The sequence below is a fragment of the Pseudooceanicola endophyticus genome, assembly GCF_018760365.1.
GTDB classification, from domain to species: domain Bacteria; phylum Pseudomonadota; class Alphaproteobacteria; order Rhodobacterales; family Rhodobacteraceae; genus Pseudooceanicola; species Pseudooceanicola endophyticus.
The window spans coordinates 226,582-242,841 of record NZ_JAHIAB010000004.1; the positions used below are offsets into that span (position 1 = coordinate 226,582).

Here is a 16,260-nt window from a genome sequence, read left to right on the forward strand (position 1 = left end):
AAAGGGAGCCGCCCGATGACTGCCGCCTTCGACCGTAACCTGAAGATCGCCCCGTCGATCCTTTCTGCCGATTTCGCCAATTTCGGCGCCGAGATCGAGGCCGTCGAGGCCCAGGGCGCAGACTGGATCCATGTGGACGTGATGGACGGGCATTTCGTGCCGAACCTGACCTTCGGTCCGCCGCTGTGCAAGGCGATCCGCAAGCACATCCACACCGTCATGGACGTGCACCTGATGATCACGCCGGTCGATCCCTATATCGATGCCTTCGTCGATGCCGGTGCCGATATCCTGACCGCGCATCTGGAGGCGGGGCCGCATATCCACCGGACGCTGCAGGCGATCCGGGGCGCGGGGGTGAAGGCCGGGCTGGCGCTGAACCCGGGCACCCCGGTCGAGGCGGTGACCCATCTGCTGGACATGATCGACCTGGTCTGCGTGATGACGGTGAACCCCGGTTTCGGCGGGCAGAAGTTCATCCACTCCCAGATCGCCAAGGTCGAGACCCTGCGCGCCATGATCGGCGACCGTCCGATCCATATCGAGATCGATGGCGGCATCACCCCCGAGACCGCGCCGCTGATGCGGGCGGCCGGGGCCGATGTGCTGGTGGCGGGTTCGGCCGTCTTCAAGGGCGGGTCGGTGGCGAACCCCGCGCCCTACGGAGAGAACATCCGCGCCATCCGCACCTCCTGCGACACGCTGGTCTGAGGGCCGTCGCGTCCCTTCGGGGACGCGCGCGCCGCTCCGCCCCTCGATGGGGCGGGCAGGCGCCCCCTAGAGACGCCCCAGGGCGCCGTCGGGATCGACCGGCGGGGCATCAGGTTCGCGCAGCGGGAAATCCAGCGTGATCCGGGTGCCGTGCGGGCCCGATTCCAGTGCGAAGGCGCCGCCCAGCTGCCGGGCCGAGGCTTCGATCACCTGCATGCCCAGGCCCTGCTGCGCCGTCACGCCCTGGGGCAGGCCGATGCCGTCATCGGTGAGCTCAAGCCGGCAGCGCCCCTCCTGCTCCGCACCGACCCGGAAGCGCACGATGCCCGTCCGCCCGTCCGGGAAGGCGTGCTTGTAGCTGTTGGAGGCGAATTCGTTCAGGATCACCCCCAGAGCGGCGGCGATATCGGCATCGACCTCCAGATCGGGCCAGTCGCTTTCCACCGTCACGTTCGGCGGCGCCGATCCGGCGATCAGCCCGCAGACCGAGGTGCCGAAACGTTTCAGCCCGATCGTCTCGCTGTCGGCGGCACGGTAGAGCTGCTCGTGCAGGGCGGCCACCGTCTCGATCCGGCGGCGGACCTGCTCCAGCGCGGCACGGGCTTCGGGGGTTTTCGCGTGCCGGGCCTGCATCCGCGTCAGCGCCGAGACCGATTGCAGCGAATTCTTCACCCGGTGATCGACCTCGCGGCGCATCAGCTCGGCCTGTTTCAGGCTGCGCTTCAGTTCCAGCTGCGCGATCACCTGCCGGGCCAGCACCTTCAGCGCGTCGCGCTGCAGCGGCGTCAGCTGGTTCGGCTTGGTGTCGATGACGCAGAGCGAGCCGATCGGCAGCCCCGCCGAGCTGCGCAGCACCGCGCCGGCGTAGAAGCGCAGGTGGTCCGCCCCGGTGACCAGCGGGTTGTCGAGCGTGCGGGCGTCGGTGCTGGCATCGGTGATCTCGAGGAAGTCGTCCTGCTGCAGGATCGCATGGGCGCAGATCGATTCGCGCAGGCTGGTCTGGGTCAGCGTGACGCCGGTGCGGGCCTTGAACCACTGCCGGTCCTGGTCGACCAGGCTGATCAGGGAGATCGGCATGCCGCAAAGCGCCGACGCCAGCTGGACGATGTCGTCGAAGGGCGTTTCGGGGTCGGTGTCGAGGATCTCGAACGAGCGCAGCTCGTGCAGGCGGGCGTCGTTCTCGGGGTGGTCGGGGGCTTGCATCGGTCTACTCGGTAACGGCTTCCCGGAGGAGGGGAGCGCATGATCTAATACATGCATCTTCGCCATGGCAAAGGCCTAATGCCGCCGGAGGGGCGCTTCGGCACATTGCGACGCAGCGTTCCTGCCCAGAAAACCCTTGCATTTGCAACGTCTTGTCCGGCGGTTCGCGCCGCACTGGGGGCGCGGCAGGGTGGGGTTGGGGCGCGGCAGCGGCGATCAAAGCCCGGGGCCTGCCAGTTTTCGGATCAGTTCCGCGGCATTGCGGACCTCGTGCTTGCGCAGCAGGCGGGCGCGCACGTCTTCGACCGTGCGCGGCGACAGGGCCAGGGTGCGGGCGATCTCCTTGCTGGTCTGGCCACGGGCCAGCCCCTGCACCACGTCGCGTTCGCGGGGCGTCATGGGGTTCTCGGTGGTGCGGGAAAGTGGCGCGAAACTCATCACCAGCCGGGCCAGGGGCGCTTCGGGCGTCAGGGTGCGGGCACGGAAGCGCACCCAGAACGGGCTGCCGCCGGCGCGCTGCATCATCCGCTCATCGCTGTAAAAGCCGGTGTCGCGCAGCGCCGAAAGGCCGATGTCGCGGATCGTGTCGAATTCGGCATCGCTCGCGTAGAGCACGCGAAAGCTTTGTCCGATCAGGTGGTTGGGGGCGTGGCCGACGAGCTCTGCGAAGGTCCGGTTGCAGGCCCGGATGATCCGGTCCTCGGCCAGCACCAGCCCCTGGGGGGCGTGGTCCCAGGCCAGAAATGTGCTCTCGTCCATGGCCGCCTCCACCGTATTCCTACGGTATTGAGACCGTAGTGCGCCCCGATCAAGCCTTAGGCCATGACAACCGTTCCCGCCGCCGAGGCACCGCCCATCCTTCATGCAGAGGCCCTGCGCGATGCCATCGCGGCGCGCAGGGATGATCTGATCGCGCTGACCCAGGACCTGCTGCGCATCCCGACGCTGAACCCGCCGGGCGACTGCTACCTGGAGATCTGCGAATACCTGGCGAAGCGGCTGAAGGCCTCGGGCTTCGAGGTGCAGCTGGTGCGCGCCCATGGTGCCAAGGGCGACACCGACCGTTATCCGCGCTGGAACGTGGTGGCCCGCAAGGAGGGCCCCCGGGGGGGCGATTGCGTGCATTTCAACAGCCATACCGATGTGGTCGAGGTCGGGCGCGGCTGGACCAAGGACCCCTTCGGCGGTGAACTGGAAGACGGCAGGATCTACGGGCGCGGCGCCTGCGACATGAAGGGGGGCCTCGCGGCCAGCATCATCGCGGTCGAGGCCTTCATCGCCGCCGTGCCCGACTGGGGCGGCGCGATCGAGATTTCCGGCACGGTGGACGAGGAATCGGGTGGCTATGCCGGTGTCGCCTATCTGGCCGAGAAGGGCTTTTACCAGAACGTCCAGCACGTCATCATCCCCGAGCCGCTGAACCCCGACCGCATCTGCCTGGGCCATCGCGGCGTCTGGTGGGCCGAGATCGAGACCTTCGGCGAGATCGCCCATGGGTCGATGCCGTTCCTGGGCGATTGCGCGGTGCGCCACATGGGCGCCGTGATCAACGAGATGGAAGAGACGCTGTTCCCCGCCCTTTTCGCCAAGACCACCGACATGCCGGTGGTGCCAGAAGGCGCGCGGCATTCGACGATGAACATCAATTCGCTGCATGGCGGCCTGCCCGAGCCCGGCAAGGACGAGACCGGCTTCCCCTCGGCCTGCGTGCCCGACAGTGCGCGGATGATCATCGACCGCCGCTACCTGATCGAGGAAGACCCCGAGGAGGTGAAAGCCGAGATCCGCGCCGTGCTGGAACGGGTGAAATCGAAGCGAGAGACCTTCACCTATGCGCTGCGCGAAATGTGGGGCGTGCCGCCCACCATGACCGACAAGGCCGCGCCGGTGGTGCAATCGGTGCATCGCGCGATCGAGGCGACCTATGGCAGGGCGCCGGATTACGTCGTTTCTCCGGGCACTTACGATCAAAAGCACATCGCCCGCATCGGCAAGCTGCACAATTGCATCGCCTATGGTCCCGGCATCCTCGACCTGGCGCACAAGCCCGACGAATGGGTCGGCGTCGAGGACATGCTGCGCTCGGCCGAGGTGATGGCGCTGGCGCTCGCCGAGCTGCTGGCCGGGCCCGCCGCATGACCCCTGCGGCGGGGACCGGGGATGTGGGTGCCGTCTGGCGGGCCGGCTCAGCCCGTCACGGGCCTGTTGTCGATCAGCCGCACGCCGCCCAGCCAGGCGGCGGCGAACAGGCGGCTTTCGCCCGCGGCCTTCTGGAGCAGTGTCAGGTCACTGGCCTCGCGCAGTTCAAGGTATTCGATCTGGGTGAAGCCGGCCTCGCTCAGCGCGGCTTCGGCGGCGGGCAGAAGGTCGGCCATGGCGGCGCCGCCGCGCAGGACCTCGGCCATCTCCTCCATGACCTTGGCCAGACGGGGGGCGGCGGCGCGCACCGCCTCGGGCAGCAGCAGGTTGCGCGAGGACATGGCAAGCCCGTCGTCCTCTCGCACCGTGGGGCAGCCGATGATCTCGATGTCGATGTCCAGATCGCGGGCCATCCGGCGCACCACCTGAAGCTGCTGCCAGTCCTTGCGCCCGAAATAGGCCCGGTCCGCGCTGGTCTGGCCGAAAAGCTTGGACACAACCGTTGCCACCCCGTCGAAATGGCCGGGCCGGTGCGCGCCGCACAGCACATCCGTCAGCCCGGTGACCGCCACGCTGGTGGCAAAGCCCTCGGGGTACATCTGGTCGCCGTCGGGCACGTAGATCGCATCGACGCCGAGCGGGGCAAGCTTGCGGGCGTCCTCCAGCTCCGTGCGGGGGTAGTTCGCCAGATCCTCGGGGTTGTTGAACTGCTTCGGGTTCACGAAGATCGTCACGATCACCCGGTCGCATTCGGCCTTCGCGGCCTTCACCAGGCTCAGGTGGCCTGCGTGCAGGGCACCCATGGTGGGCACGACGCCGATGACTTCCCCGGCGCGGCGCCAGCCCCGGGTCAGGGCGCGCAGATCGGCCAGCGTCCGGATGATCTTTTCGGAGCCGTCCGAGGGCGTTTTGGCGGCCAGGGTATCGGCAAAGACATGTTTGGCGGCGGGGAAGGCGCGCGCGCGGACCTCTTCGGCATAGGCGGCGATGGCGGCCTCGGCCTGGCGGCCCAGATGGGCGAAACGCTTAACGAACTTGGGCTTGAAGGCGGTGAACAGGCCCAGCATGTCATCCACCACCAGGATCTGCCCGTCGCAGCCCGCCGAGGCGCCGATGCCGATGGTCGGGATCGCGACCTCTGCGGTGATCCGGTCGGCCAGCGACGCGGGGACCTTCTCCAGCACCACGGCAAAGGCGCCGGCCTCGGCCACGGCCTGCGCATCGGCCAGAAGCGCCTCTCCCGCCGCGCCGCGCCCCTGCACCTTGTAGCCTCCAAGCGTGTTGATCGCCTGCGGCGTCAGCCCGATATGGGCCATCACCGGGATGCCGCGCGCGCTCAGGAAACGGATCGTGGCGGCCATGTGCACGCCGCCCTCCAGCTTGACGGCGGCGGCGCCGGTCTCGGCCATCAGCCGGGCGGCGTTGCGAAAGGCCTGTTCGGGGCTTTCCTCGTAGCTGGCGAAGGGCATGTCGATGACCAGCATGGCGCTGCTCAGGCCGCGGGCAACTGCCTGTCCATGCAGCACCATCATCTCCATCGACACGGGAAGCGTGGAGGCAAGGCCGTGCTGCACCATGCCGACGCTGTCGCCCACCAGAACCACGTCGCAATATGCGTCCATCATCGCGGCCATCGGCGTGGTGTAGGCGGTCAGCGACACGATGGGGCGCTGCCCCTTCATGGCGCGGATGTCGTCCGGCAGCGGGGCCGTCTTGCGGGCGGTGGCACTCATGTCTCGCTCCTCCTGTCACCGGGGCGGGCAGCTGCCCTTGCGGCAGTGCGGCATCGGTCGCGGGCTGGGTAACGGTATTGCGGGCCAAGGTCCAGCGCCCGAAGGGACAACAGAGCTTGACCCCGTTCCGAAGGGACGCAAGGGTCCGGCCGTAACAGGGAAGGGGACCCCCGGTGGCCCCGCTAGTGAGGGAGAAACAGTGATGCTTTCCAAGTGGATGAAGGTCACCGTCCTGGGCGCGCTGACACTGGCTGCGGCCAGCGGGGCCGCCCTGGCGCAGGCGCGCGACGATCTGAAGGTCGCCCTTCAGCTTGAGCCGCCGAACATGGACCCGACCTCGAATGCGGCGGGTGCCATCGACCAGGTGCTTTATGCCAACGTCTTCCAGGGCCTGACCCGCTTCGGCCCCGACGGAGAGATCCTGCCCGACCTGGCGAAAAGCTGGGACATTTCCGAGGGCGGCAAGGTCTACACCTTCCACCTGGCCGAGGGGGTCAAGTTCCACGACGGCACCGATTTCGATGCCTCCGACGTGAAGTTCACGCTGGACCGGGCGCGTGCGCCCGACAGCACCAATGCCCAGAAGGGCCTCTTTGCCGGGATCGACACGGTCGAGGTGGTCGATCCGCTGACCGTCAAGGTGGTGCTGAAGGCCCCCGACGGCGCCTTCCCCTTCAAGATGGCCTGGGGCGACGCGGTGATCGTGGCCCCCGAAAGCATCAAGGACATCGCGACCTATCCGGTCGGCACCGGCCCCTTCAAATTCGAGGACTGGGTGCAGGGCGATCACGTCGATCTTGAGAAGAACCCGGATTACTGGGGCACGCCCGCCAAGCTTGACCATGTGGAGTTCAAGTTCATCTCGGATCCCACGGCGGCCTTCGCGGCGATGATGGCGGGGGACGTGGATGTCTTCTACTCCTACCCGGCGCCCGAAAACCTGCCCCAGTTCGAGGCCGATCCGCGCTTCCAGGTCATCGTCGGCTCGACCGAGGGCGAGACGATCATGGCGATGAACAACGCCCGTCCGCCCTTCGACAACAAGCTGGTGCGCGAGGCGGTGGCCCATGCGGTGAACCGCAAGGAGGTGATCGACGGGGCGATGTTCGGCTACGGCACCCCGATCGGCACCCATTTCGCGCCGCACAATCCCGATTACGTCGATCTGACCTCCCTGTCGGACTACGATCCGGAGAAGTCGAAGGAGTTGCTGAAGCAGGCCGGCGTCACCCTGCCGCTGAAGGTCAAGATGACCCTGCCGCCCACCGCCTATGCCCGCCGCTCCGGAGAGATCATCGCCGCCGAGCTGCGCGCGGTCGGCATCGAACCCCAGATCGAGAATGTCGAATGGGCCCAGTGGCTGTCCTCGACCTTCAAGGGGGCGCATGACTTCGACCTGACGATCATCAGCCATACCGAGCCGATGGACATCGGCATCTATGCCAACCCGGACTACTACTTCGGCTACAACAACCCGGCCTTCCAGAAGGTCATGGCCGATCTCGACGTGGAGACCGACACCGCGAAACGCTCGGCCCTGCTGAAGGAGGCCCAGACGATCATCGCGCAGGACTACGTCAACGCCTATCTCTTCCAGCTGCCGCTGCAGACCGTGGCAGCCGCAGGCGTGAAGGGCCTCTGGAAGAACGCGCCGACCCAGGCCACGGACCTGACCGGCGTCTACTGGGAGAACTGAACCCCGGCCTCCACCGGCAGGGGATGTCCGGTGGAGGCGCGCAACCCCGGCGGCGCGCTGCCCGCCCTGTTTCGAAGCCTCCGGCGGAGGTATTTAAGACAAGAAAATGAGGGGGCGGCGCCCTGAATGCATTTTCTTGTCCCAAATACCTCGGGGGAGTCGCGCCCTGGCGCGACGGGGGCAGGGCCCCCGCCACCCGACAAGGAAGACCAAGACCTGCCATGACGCGCTATATCCTCACCCGGCTCCTGTCGCTCGTGCTGTCACTGGTTGCGGCTTCTGTGGCGATCTTTCTGGTGATCGAGATCCTGCCCGGTGATCCGGCGGCGATCATGCTGGGGGTCAATGCCCAGCCCGACACGCTGGCGGCGCTGCGCGCCGAGATGGGGCTCGATCAGCCGATGGTGATCCGTTACCTCGCCTGGGTCGGGGGGATGCTGCACGGAGATTTCGGCACTTCCTACACCTACCACACGCCTGTGGCCAAGCTGATCGGGGATCGCCTGGCGGTGTCGCTGCCGCTGGCGCTGTTCTCGCTTCTGCTGACCGTCGTCATCGCCTTCCCGGTGGGAATCTGGGCGGCGGCGCGGCGCGGATCCGCAGCCGACACGCTGATCATGGGGATCACCCAGCTGGGTGTCGCCATCCCGAACTTCTGGTTCGCCATGCTGATGGTCGTGCTTTTTGCCATCAACCTGCGCTGGTTCTCGGCCGGCGGTTTCGCGGGCTGGGACAAGGGGCTTCTGCCCGCGCTGAAATCGCTGACCCTGCCGGCGGTGGCGCTGGCCCTGCCGCAGGCCTCGATCCTGGCGCGGGTCATGCGTTCGGCCCTGCTCGACACCCTGTCGGAGGATTTCGTGCGCACCGCCCGCGCCAAGGGGCTGAGCCGCGCGAAGGCGCTGCGCCGGCACGCCCTGCGCAATGCGCTGATCCCGGTGCTGACCATCATCGGCATGCAGTTCTCCTTCCTGCTGGCGGGCGGCATCATCATCGAGAACGTCTTCTACCTGCCCGGCCTGGGCCGTCTGATCTTCCAGTCGATCTCGGCCCGGGACCTGATCACGGTGGAAAGCGTCGTCATGCTGCTGGTCTTCGCGGTGATCCTCGTCAACTTCCTGGTCGAGCTGGCCTATGCCCTTGTCGACCCCCGCCTGAGGAGCGGCCGATGAGCCCGATGCGCTTCCTGCGGTCCCGCAACCTGGTGATCGGCGCGCTGCTGACCGGGCTTTTCACCGGCGCCGCGCTGCTGAGCTTCCTCTGGGTGCCCTATGATGTCACGCAGATGGACATCGCCCACAAGATCAAGCCGCCTTCGGGGGTGCACTGGCTGGGCACCGATCACTATGGTCGCGACATCCTGAGCATGATCATGGTGGGCGCGCGCACCTCCATCGCGGTGGCGGTGCTGGCGGTGGGGATCGGCATGGGGCTGGGCGTGCCGCTGGGCCTCTGGGCGGCGGCGCGGCGTTTCTCGCTGCTGGACGAGGTGATCATGCGCGGCAACGATCTGGTCTTCGCCTTCCCCTCGCTGATCATCGCGGTGATGATCACCGCGATTCTCGGCCCCTCCGCCACCAACGCCATCATCGCCATCGGGATCTTCAACATCCCGGTCTTCGCGCGGCTGTCGCGCTCCGGGGCGCTTGGCCTGTGGAACCGCGACTTCATCCTGGCGGCGCGGGTCGCGGGCAAGGGGGCGATGCGGATCAGCTTCGAACATGTGCTGCCCAATATCCTCAACCTGCTGATCGTGCAGGGCACCATCCAGTTCTCCATGGGGATCCTGGCCGAGGCGGGCCTCTCCTACGTCGGCCTCGGTGCCCAGCCGCCCACGCCCAGCTGGGGGCGGATGCTGGCGGACAGCCAGACGATGATTTCCTTCGCGCCGCACATGGCGCTGTTCCCGGGTCTTGCCATCCTGCTGACGGTGCTGGGGCTGAACCTGCTGGGCGACGGCCTGCGGGACCTGCTTGATCCGAAACTGCGCCGGGGCCGGACATGAGCCTTCTCGACATCCGGAACCTCTCGCTCTCGATCCACGGCACGCCGATCCTGCACGACGTGTCGCTGCGCCTCGACCCGGGCCGCATCCTGGGCGTCATCGGCGAAAGCGGCTCGGGCAAGTCGATGACCGCCTTCACGGTGATGCGCCTGCTGCCCGAGGGGGCAGAGGCCAGCGGCCAGGTCACGCTGGACGGCCAGCCGATCCTGAGCCGAAGCGAGGCGCAGATGTGCGCCCTGCGCGGGCGCGACATCGGCATGGTCTTCCAGGAGCCGATGACGGCGCTCAACCCGCTGAAGACCATCGGCGATCAGGTGGCCGAGACGATCCTGATCCACGAGAAGATCCCGAAACGCGCCGCCATGATCCGCGCCGCCAAGGCGCTGGCGCGCGCCGAGCTGCCGCAGGACCGCTTTCCGCTGAGCCGCTATCCCCATGAACTCTCCGGCGGTCAGCGCCAGCGGGTCGTCATCGCCATGGCGATCGCGCTGCGCCCGAAGCTGCTGATCGCGGATGAACCGACCACGGCGCTTGATGTCACCACCCAGGCGCAGATCCTGCGGCTGCTGACCCGCCTCGTGCGCGAGGATGGCATGGGCCTGATGATGATCACCCATGATCTTGCCGTGGTGGCGGAAATGGCGGACGAGATCGCGATCATGCAGAAGGGCAGGGTGGTCGAGGCCGGTCCCACCGGCGCGCTGCTGGAAAACCTTCAGCACCCCTATTCCCGCGCCCTGCTGGCCGCCTCGACCCATGCGCCCGCCCGCAGCCCCGCCGCGCAGGACACCCCGCTGCTGGAGGTGACGGCGGTGCACCGCTTCTACCCGACGCCGCGCAAGTCGCTCTTCGGGGCGCCGGGGCGCTTTCACGCGGTCAAGGGCGTCTCCTTCAAATTGCGCAAGGGCGAAAGCCTGGGCCTGGTCGGCGAATCAGGCTGCGGCAAGTCCACCCTGACCCGTGCCATCCTGGGGCTGGAGCAGATCCAGGACGGCGCGATCCGGCTGAACGGGCGCCCGGTCTTCCAGGGCCGCCAGCCCGATCCGGAGGTCCGCCGCCGCATGCAGGTGGTCTTCCAGGACCCCTACGGCAGCTTCAATCCCCGCCACCGGGTGGGCCGCCTGGTGGCCGAGCCGTTTCATCTTTCCCCAAATATGCCCCGCGCGGAGCGCGATACCGCCGTTGCCGAAGCGCTGACGGCGGTGGGGCTGACCCCGGGCGACGCCGACAAGTACATCCACGAATTCTCGGGCGGGCAGCGCCAGCGCATCGCCATCGCCCGCGCGCTCATCACCCGCCCCGAGCTGATCCTGCTGGACGAGGCGGTCTCGGCGCTGGACGTGCAGGTGCGCGCGCGCATCCTCGACCTGCTGGCGGATCTCTCGGCGCGCTACGGGCTGTCCTATCTCTTCATCTCGCACGACCTCTCGGTGGTGCGGGCGATCACCGACCGGGTGATGGTCATGAAGGCCGGAGAGATCGTCGAAGCCGGCCCGACCGAGACGGTGTTCCGCGATCCCCGGCACCCCTATACCCGCCAGCTGCTGGCGGCGGCGCCGCGCCTGCCCGAGGGGCTGGGGTCCTGAGGCGCGGGCGTGCATCCTTGCACAACCGTTGTCGCACCCTGCGGGGGTGAAACCCGCGAAAAGATCCCCAAGTAACGGGGTGTAAAGGAAATTCGAAACATGGCCCCCGATGCGGGCCAGGAGGATGAAGCCATGACTGCACGTGTTGCGGTCCTCGTCGGCTCCCTCCGCGAAGACAGCCTGAACCGCAAGCTGGCCCAAGCGCTTGTCGCGCTGGCGCCAGAGGGGCTCGACTTCGACTTCGTGGAAACCGGCGATCTGCCGCTCTACAACCCCGACCTCGACGGGGCGGAACCGCCGGCCCCCTGGACACGGCTGCGCGACCAGATCCGCACCCATGACGCGGTGCTTTTCGTGACGCCCGAGTACAACCGCTCGGTGCCCGCTTCGCTGAAGAACGCGCTCGACGTGGGGTCCCGGCCAGCGGGGCAAAGCGTCTGGGCCGGAAAGCCCGCCGCCGTGGTCACCGGCAGCCCGGGCGGCATCGGCGGCTTTGGCGCCAACCACCATCTGCGGCAATCGCTGGTCTTCCTCGACATGCCGGCGATGCAGCAGCCCGAGGCCTATATCGGCCATCTGGGCACGTTGCTTGATGCCGAAGGCCGGGTGGCAGAGCCCGGCACGCGCGACTTCCTGGCGCGCATCATGGCGGCCTTCAGGGATTGGATCGGGCGGGGCGCTGCCTGATCCCGGACCGGCCCCGCGCCGGTCCCGGGCCCGGTCGTGATCCTTCGTGCGACCGGGTCCCGTGTTTGCGAAACGCCCTTCGGCAGCCCTGCCGGGGGGCGTTTCATCGCGGCCCTTGATATGGGCCATCACTGCAATACCCTTTCCAGCCAACCCCTATTGCGGTATGGACCCGCGATCCAAGGAGAAGGAGTCATCCATTATGGGTTACAAGGTCGTCGTCGTCGGTGCCACGGGCAACGTGGGCCGCGAAATGCTGAACATCCTGGCCGAGCGCCACTTCCCGGTGGACGAGATCGCCGTTCTCGCATCCCGGAAGTCGCTGGGCACCGAGGTCAGCTTTGGCGATACCACCCTGAAGACCCAGGATCTGGCCACCTTCGATTTCACCGGCTGGGACATCGCGCTCTTTGCCGTGGGCTCGGGCCCGACGAAGGAATTCGCCCCCAAGGCGGCCGCTGCCGGCTGCATCGTGATCGACAACTCCTCGCTCTACCGCTACGACCCGGACGTTCCGCTGGTCGTGCCGGAAGTGAACCCCGAGGCCGTCGAGGGCTATTACAAGAAGAACATCATCGCCAACCCCAACTGCTCGACCGCGCAGATGGTCGTGGCGCTGAAGCCGCTGCATGACCGCGCCAAGATCAAGCGCGTCGTGGTGTCGACCTACCAGTCCGTCTCGGGCGCCGGCAAGGAAGGCATGGACGAGCTCTGGGACCAGACCAAGGCGATCTACAACCCGACCGCCGACGTGCCGCCGAAGAAGTTTACCAAGCAGATCGCCTTCAACGTGATCCCGCATATCGACGTCTTCATGGAAGACGGCTCCACCAAGGAAGAGTGGAAGATGGTTGCGGAGACCAAGAAGATCGTCGATCCGAAGATCAAGGTGACCGCGACCTGCGTGCGCGTTCCGGTCTTCGTCGGCCACTCCGAAGCGCTCAACATCGAGTTCGAGGAGTTCCTGGACGAGGATGAAGCCCGCGACATCCTGCGCGAGGCCCCCGGTGTCATGGTGATCGACAAGCGCGAGGACAAGGGCTACGTGACCCCGGTCGAATGCGTCGGCGATTACGCCACCTTCATCTCGCGCATCCGTCAGGACAGCACGATCGACAACGGTCTGAACCTGTGGTGCGTCTCGGACAACCTGCGCAAGGGCGCGGCGCTGAACGCCGTTCAGATCGCCGAGACCCTCGGCACCCGGGTCCTGAAGAAGGGCTGATCGCCCCTTTTCCCCGATTTCACCGGACGTCCGGAGCAGTGATGCTCCGGGCGTTTCGCGTTTTGGGGGAATGCCGCCGGTTTCGGGCGGCACGGGAAAAGGCGTTTGCGGTCGGGGCCTTGGAATGCTCAGGCTGGGGCGATGCAACCCGGAGGAGTGTCCATGCGTCCCGTTCCGCCCCGTGCCCTGTTTTCTGGCCCCCTGATCGCCACGCTCTGCCTGGTCGCGCCCGCCCTGCGCGCCGAGGAAGTGGTGCTGAGCGGGCAGGTCCGTCAGGTGACGCTCTATCCGGATGCGGCGCGGGTAGCGCGTGCGGTGCCGCTGGACCTGGCGCCGGGAGATCACCAGCTGGTGCTGCCCGACATGCCCTTCGTCGATCCCGCCCTGCTGCGGATCACCACGCCCTCGGGGCAGATCGGGGCGGTGCGCTGGCGGGACAGCGCCCTGCCGCCCCGCACCGAGGCGGACAGCCCCGCGATCCGCGACGCCCGCGCCCGGGTGAAGGACGCGAAGGCTGCCGTCGATGCGTTGGAAACCCGCGCCAAGGGCGCCGAGGCCGAGGCCGCTGCCGCCGGGGACCGGCTGAAGGTGCTGGCCGGGCTGGGCCAGAACCCCGCCGCCGCCGATCCCGCGACGCTGCCGCAGCTGCTGTCGGTGGTGGCCACCCAGAGCCTTGCGGCGCGTCAGGACCAGCTGGCGGCCGAGGGGCGCGCGAAGGCGCTGCGCGACGGACTGCCGCCCCTGCAAAAGGCGCAGGAGGCCGCCGAGCAGGCGCTTGCCGCCCTGCTGACCGCCGCCGGTGGGCGCGCCCGCCTGGTGGTCGATTTCAGCAATGACAGCGCGGTGCAGGGCGAGATGACGGTCTCTTACCTGACCCAGGACGCGGGCTGGCAGCCGGCCTATGACGTCTCGCTTGTCACCACCGGGGCCAGCCCGGCGCTGGAGATCGCCCGCAAGGCTGTGATCCGGCAGGCGAGCGGCGAGGATTGGTCCGATGTGAAGCTCGACCTGTCCACCGCGCGGCCCTCGGGGCAGGTCGCCCCCTCCGAACTCTGGCCCGAGCTGCTGCGCTACGGCGATCCGCGCGCGCCGATGCCGCTGGCCCGTGCCGCCGGCGCGCCGGTGGCCGAGATGATGATGAAGGCCGATGCGGTCTCGCCCAATGACGGGCTGACGCTGGACTATGCCTACCCCCAGCCGGTGAGCCTGGCGAATGGCGCCGAGGCGCTGACGCTGTCGCTGGGAGAGACCCGGCTGGCCCCCGAGCTTTATGCCCGGGCGGTGCCGATGTCCGATCCCTCGGCCTATCTGATGGCGGGCTTCACCAATGAGGGCACGGAGCCGCTGCTGGCCTCCGACCAGGCGGCCTTCTACCTGGACGGCACCTACATGGGCACCCGCAGCCTGCCGCTGCTGCCGGCGGGCTCTGCGGCGGACTGGTCCTTCGGCCCGATCGACGGGCTGCGGCTGGAACGCCAGGTGGTGGCACGTTCGGAAGGGGATCGCGGCGTGATCGCGAAGTCGAACCGGCGCGAGGAAGAGGTGCGTCTGGTGCTGAAGAACCAGACCCGGCGCGACTGGGATCTGCGCGTGACCGACCGGGTGCCCTATTCCGAGCAGGACGACCTGAAGATCACCTGGCAGGCCGATCCGGCGCCCGAGGCCCGGGACGTGGACGGCCAGCGCGGGATCTTGGAATGGCGCCTGCCGCTGGCGGCCGGGGTGGAGAAGGTGATCACCCTGCAGGACAGCGTCAGCTGGCCCGAGGGCAAGGTGCTGAACTAGGCCGGCGGCGCGCCCGGCGGCAGCGGCGCGACGTGCATATTTGGGGAAAGATGAATGGGGGGTGGCCCGGCGGGGCAGCCGCCCGTCCCTTGCCAGCGGGGCGAGTCCGTATTTGGGGAAAGATGAAACCGGAAGGTGAAAGAGGCACCGGGGGGATCCGGTGCCTCTTTCATCTTTCCATAAATATGCAGTCGCACCGGGCGGGGCCGGCGCGCGGCCTCAGATGGCGCGGAAGGCCTTCTGGTCGGGCAGGTACTGTTCGACCGAGCCATTGCCGATGTCGTGCCACAGGCCGTGCAGCGACAGGTTCTCGGCTTCCACGGCGTCCTTCACGAAGGGGAAGGTCATCAGGTTCTCGAGCGAGACCAGGACGGCCTCCTTCTCCAGCGCGTCGCGCTGTGCCTCGTAGCCCTGGATGTCCTTGACCCGGTCGTAGCCCGGGCGCAGCAGGTCCATCCAGCGACCGACGAAGCTGGATTCCTCTTCCAGCTCAGGCGCATGGCCCGAGCACATGTCGAGGCAGCCCTGAACGCCACCGCATTTCGAATGGCCCATGATCACCACATGGGCGACCTTGAGGGCGGTCACCGCATATTCCAGCGCTGCCGAGGTGCCGTGCTGCTGGCCGTCGGGCTGGTAGGGGGGCACCAGGTTGGCAATGTTGCGGTGAATGAAGAACTCACCCTGGTCGGCGCCGAAGATGCCGGTCACATGCACGCGCGAGTCGCAGCAGGAGATGATCATCGTCTTCGGGCGCTGGCCCTCGTCGGCAAGGCGGCGGTACCAGGACTTGTTCTCGGTGAAGGTGGTGGCCTTCCAGCCGTGATAACGCTGTACCAGCAGGCTGGGCAGTGGCTTGGCGTGCTCCATGGTAAACTCCGGACGCTGAAATCGTATCGCGCGGACTATAGGGCCGTGGCGGGGGCGTTGAAATGCGGAAACCGCCAATTGGCGGAAAATCCTTTGCAAAACCGGGCGCATCACCCCTGCAAAACCGCAAAGCTGCAAGTCTTTGGGAACTTCCTTGCGCGAGGGTGTGCGCTGCCGTGGGGGCGCAGAGAAGGGGGTGCGAAAGGTGAGCCAGATCCTGGTGATGACCCGGAGCGAGCCGGTGGGGCTTGATCCGGAACGGCTGCGGCAGCTTTATGCCCAGCTTGGCGAGGCCGGGGCCGACAACGTGGTCTGCCGCGCCATGGAGGAGCTGGCGCTGCGCTTCTCCCATGCCGACCGGATGCTGCGCGAAGGCCGCCGGGAGGAGCTGCGCAAGGCCGTGCGCTCGCTTGCGGCGATTGCCGACCAGGTGGGGATGACGCTGCTGTCGCGGGTGGCGGGGGATGTCGGAGCCTGTCTGGGGGGCGGCGACGATGTGGCGCTTGCGGCCACTTTCGCGCGTCTGCTGCGAGTCGGCGAAAGCTCTCTCATGGCGATCTGGGAGCTGCAGGACATCACGCTCTGAGCGGTCCTGCGCGGCAGCCCTTGCGGCGGCGCGCAGC

14 protein-coding genes and 1 pseudogene are annotated in these 16,260 nt (G+C 67.6%); 10 read left to right on the forward strand and 5 right to left on the reverse strand.

Annotation, left to right across the window (positions count from 1 at the left end; all coding sequences use genetic code 11):
- The first annotated feature begins 15 nt into the window (after nt 1-15).
- Nucleotides 16-711, forward strand: a complete 696-nt coding sequence (gene rpe / locus KM176_RS09435; protein WP_160895944.1) for a ribulose-phosphate 3-epimerase — start codon at nt 16-18, stop codon at nt 709-711.
- Nucleotides 712-777: 66 nt separating this feature from the next.
- On the opposite strand, the gene KM176_RS09440 is transcribed toward rpe, so the two are convergent.
- Together KM176_RS09440 and KM176_RS09445 are read right to left on the reverse strand one after the other, a co-directional pair.
- A complete protein-coding gene (locus KM176_RS09440; protein WP_160895943.1) occupies nt 778-1,914 on the reverse strand; it encodes a sensor histidine kinase in 1,137 nt (378 codons plus the stop codon).
- Nucleotides 1,915-2,130: 216 nt separating this feature from the next.
- Complete coding sequence (locus KM176_RS09445) at nt 2,131-2,673, reverse strand: PAS and helix-turn-helix domain-containing protein (RefSeq protein WP_160895942.1); 543 nt, start codon at nt 2,671-2,673, stop codon at nt 2,131-2,133.
- 63 nt (nt 2,674-2,736) lie between these two features.
- Between KM176_RS09445 and KM176_RS09450 the strand changes: the two genes are divergently transcribed.
- Nucleotides 2,737-4,053, forward strand: coding sequence for an acetylornithine deacetylase/succinyl-diaminopimelate desuccinylase family protein (locus tag KM176_RS09450; RefSeq protein ID WP_160895941.1), 1,317 nt, complete (start codon nt 2,737-2,739; stop codon nt 4,051-4,053).
- Nucleotides 4,054-4,100: 47 nt separating this feature from the next.
- Here the strand turns inward: KM176_RS09450 and panC are convergent, their stop codons facing one another.
- Complete coding sequence (gene panC, locus KM176_RS09455; protein WP_311136183.1) at nt 4,101-4,937, reverse strand: pantoate--beta-alanine ligase; 837 nt, start codon at nt 4,935-4,937, stop codon at nt 4,101-4,103.
- A gap of 24 nt (nt 4,938-4,961) precedes the next feature.
- Nucleotides 4,962-5,786: pseudogene (gene panB, locus KM176_RS24865) on the reverse strand (3-methyl-2-oxobutanoate hydroxymethyltransferase); the annotation flags it as partial.
- A 202-nt stretch (nt 5,787-5,988) separates the two neighbouring features.
- On the opposite strand from panB, the gene KM176_RS09460 reads away from it, so the two are divergent.
- The 7 genes from KM176_RS09460 (at nt 5,989) to KM176_RS09490 (ending at nt 14,767) form a co-directional block, all read left to right on the forward strand.
- Nucleotides 5,989-7,482 carry an ABC transporter substrate-binding protein gene (locus KM176_RS09460; RefSeq protein ID WP_236045259.1) on the forward strand — a complete coding sequence of 498 codons (1,494 nt, stop codon included), beginning with the start codon at nt 5,989-5,991 and terminating at the stop codon, nt 7,480-7,482.
- A 221-nt stretch (nt 7,483-7,703) separates the two neighbouring features.
- The gene (locus KM176_RS09465; protein WP_160895939.1) at nt 7,704-8,651 is read left to right on the forward strand and encodes an ABC transporter permease; all 948 of its coding nucleotides are present in this window, start codon (nt 7,704-7,706) and stop codon (nt 8,649-8,651) included.
- Entirely contained in the window at nt 8,648-9,484 is an 837-nt protein-coding gene (locus KM176_RS09470; RefSeq protein ID WP_160895938.1) for an ABC transporter permease, read from the forward strand. The genes KM176_RS09465 and KM176_RS09470 overlap by 4 nt, the downstream gene beginning before the upstream one ends.
- Complete coding sequence (locus tag KM176_RS09475; RefSeq protein WP_160895937.1) at nt 9,481-11,070, forward strand: ABC transporter ATP-binding protein; 1,590 nt, start codon at nt 9,481-9,483, stop codon at nt 11,068-11,070. Before KM176_RS09470 ends, KM176_RS09475 begins: the two co-directional genes overlap by 4 nt.
- Before the next feature lie 132 nt (nt 11,071-11,202).
- Nucleotides 11,203-11,757 (forward strand): NADPH-dependent FMN reductase, encoded by a 555-nt coding sequence (locus tag KM176_RS09480; protein WP_160895936.1) that lies wholly within the window; start codon nt 11,203-11,205, stop codon nt 11,755-11,757.
- Nucleotides 11,758-11,959: 202 nt separating this feature from the next.
- On the forward strand, nt 11,960-12,982 hold the full coding sequence (locus KM176_RS09485; RefSeq protein WP_160895935.1) for an aspartate-semialdehyde dehydrogenase: 1,023 nt from the start codon (nt 11,960-11,962) through the stop codon (nt 12,980-12,982).
- A gap of 162 nt (nt 12,983-13,144) precedes the next feature.
- Nucleotides 13,145-14,767, forward strand: a complete 1,623-nt coding sequence (locus tag KM176_RS09490; protein ID WP_160895934.1) for a DUF4139 domain-containing protein — start codon at nt 13,145-13,147, stop codon at nt 14,765-14,767.
- A gap of 219 nt (nt 14,768-14,986) precedes the next feature.
- Here the strand turns inward: KM176_RS09490 and KM176_RS09495 are convergent, their stop codons facing one another.
- Complete coding sequence (locus KM176_RS09495; protein WP_160895933.1) at nt 14,987-15,637, reverse strand: carbonic anhydrase; 651 nt, start codon at nt 15,635-15,637, stop codon at nt 14,987-14,989.
- A 205-nt stretch (nt 15,638-15,842) separates the two neighbouring features.
- On the opposite strand from KM176_RS09495, the gene KM176_RS09500 reads away from it, so the two are divergent.
- Nucleotides 15,843-16,223 (forward strand): hypothetical protein, encoded by a 381-nt coding sequence (locus tag KM176_RS09500; RefSeq protein ID WP_311136180.1) that lies wholly within the window; start codon nt 15,843-15,845, stop codon nt 16,221-16,223.
- Nucleotides 16,224-16,260: the final 37 nt, after the last annotated feature.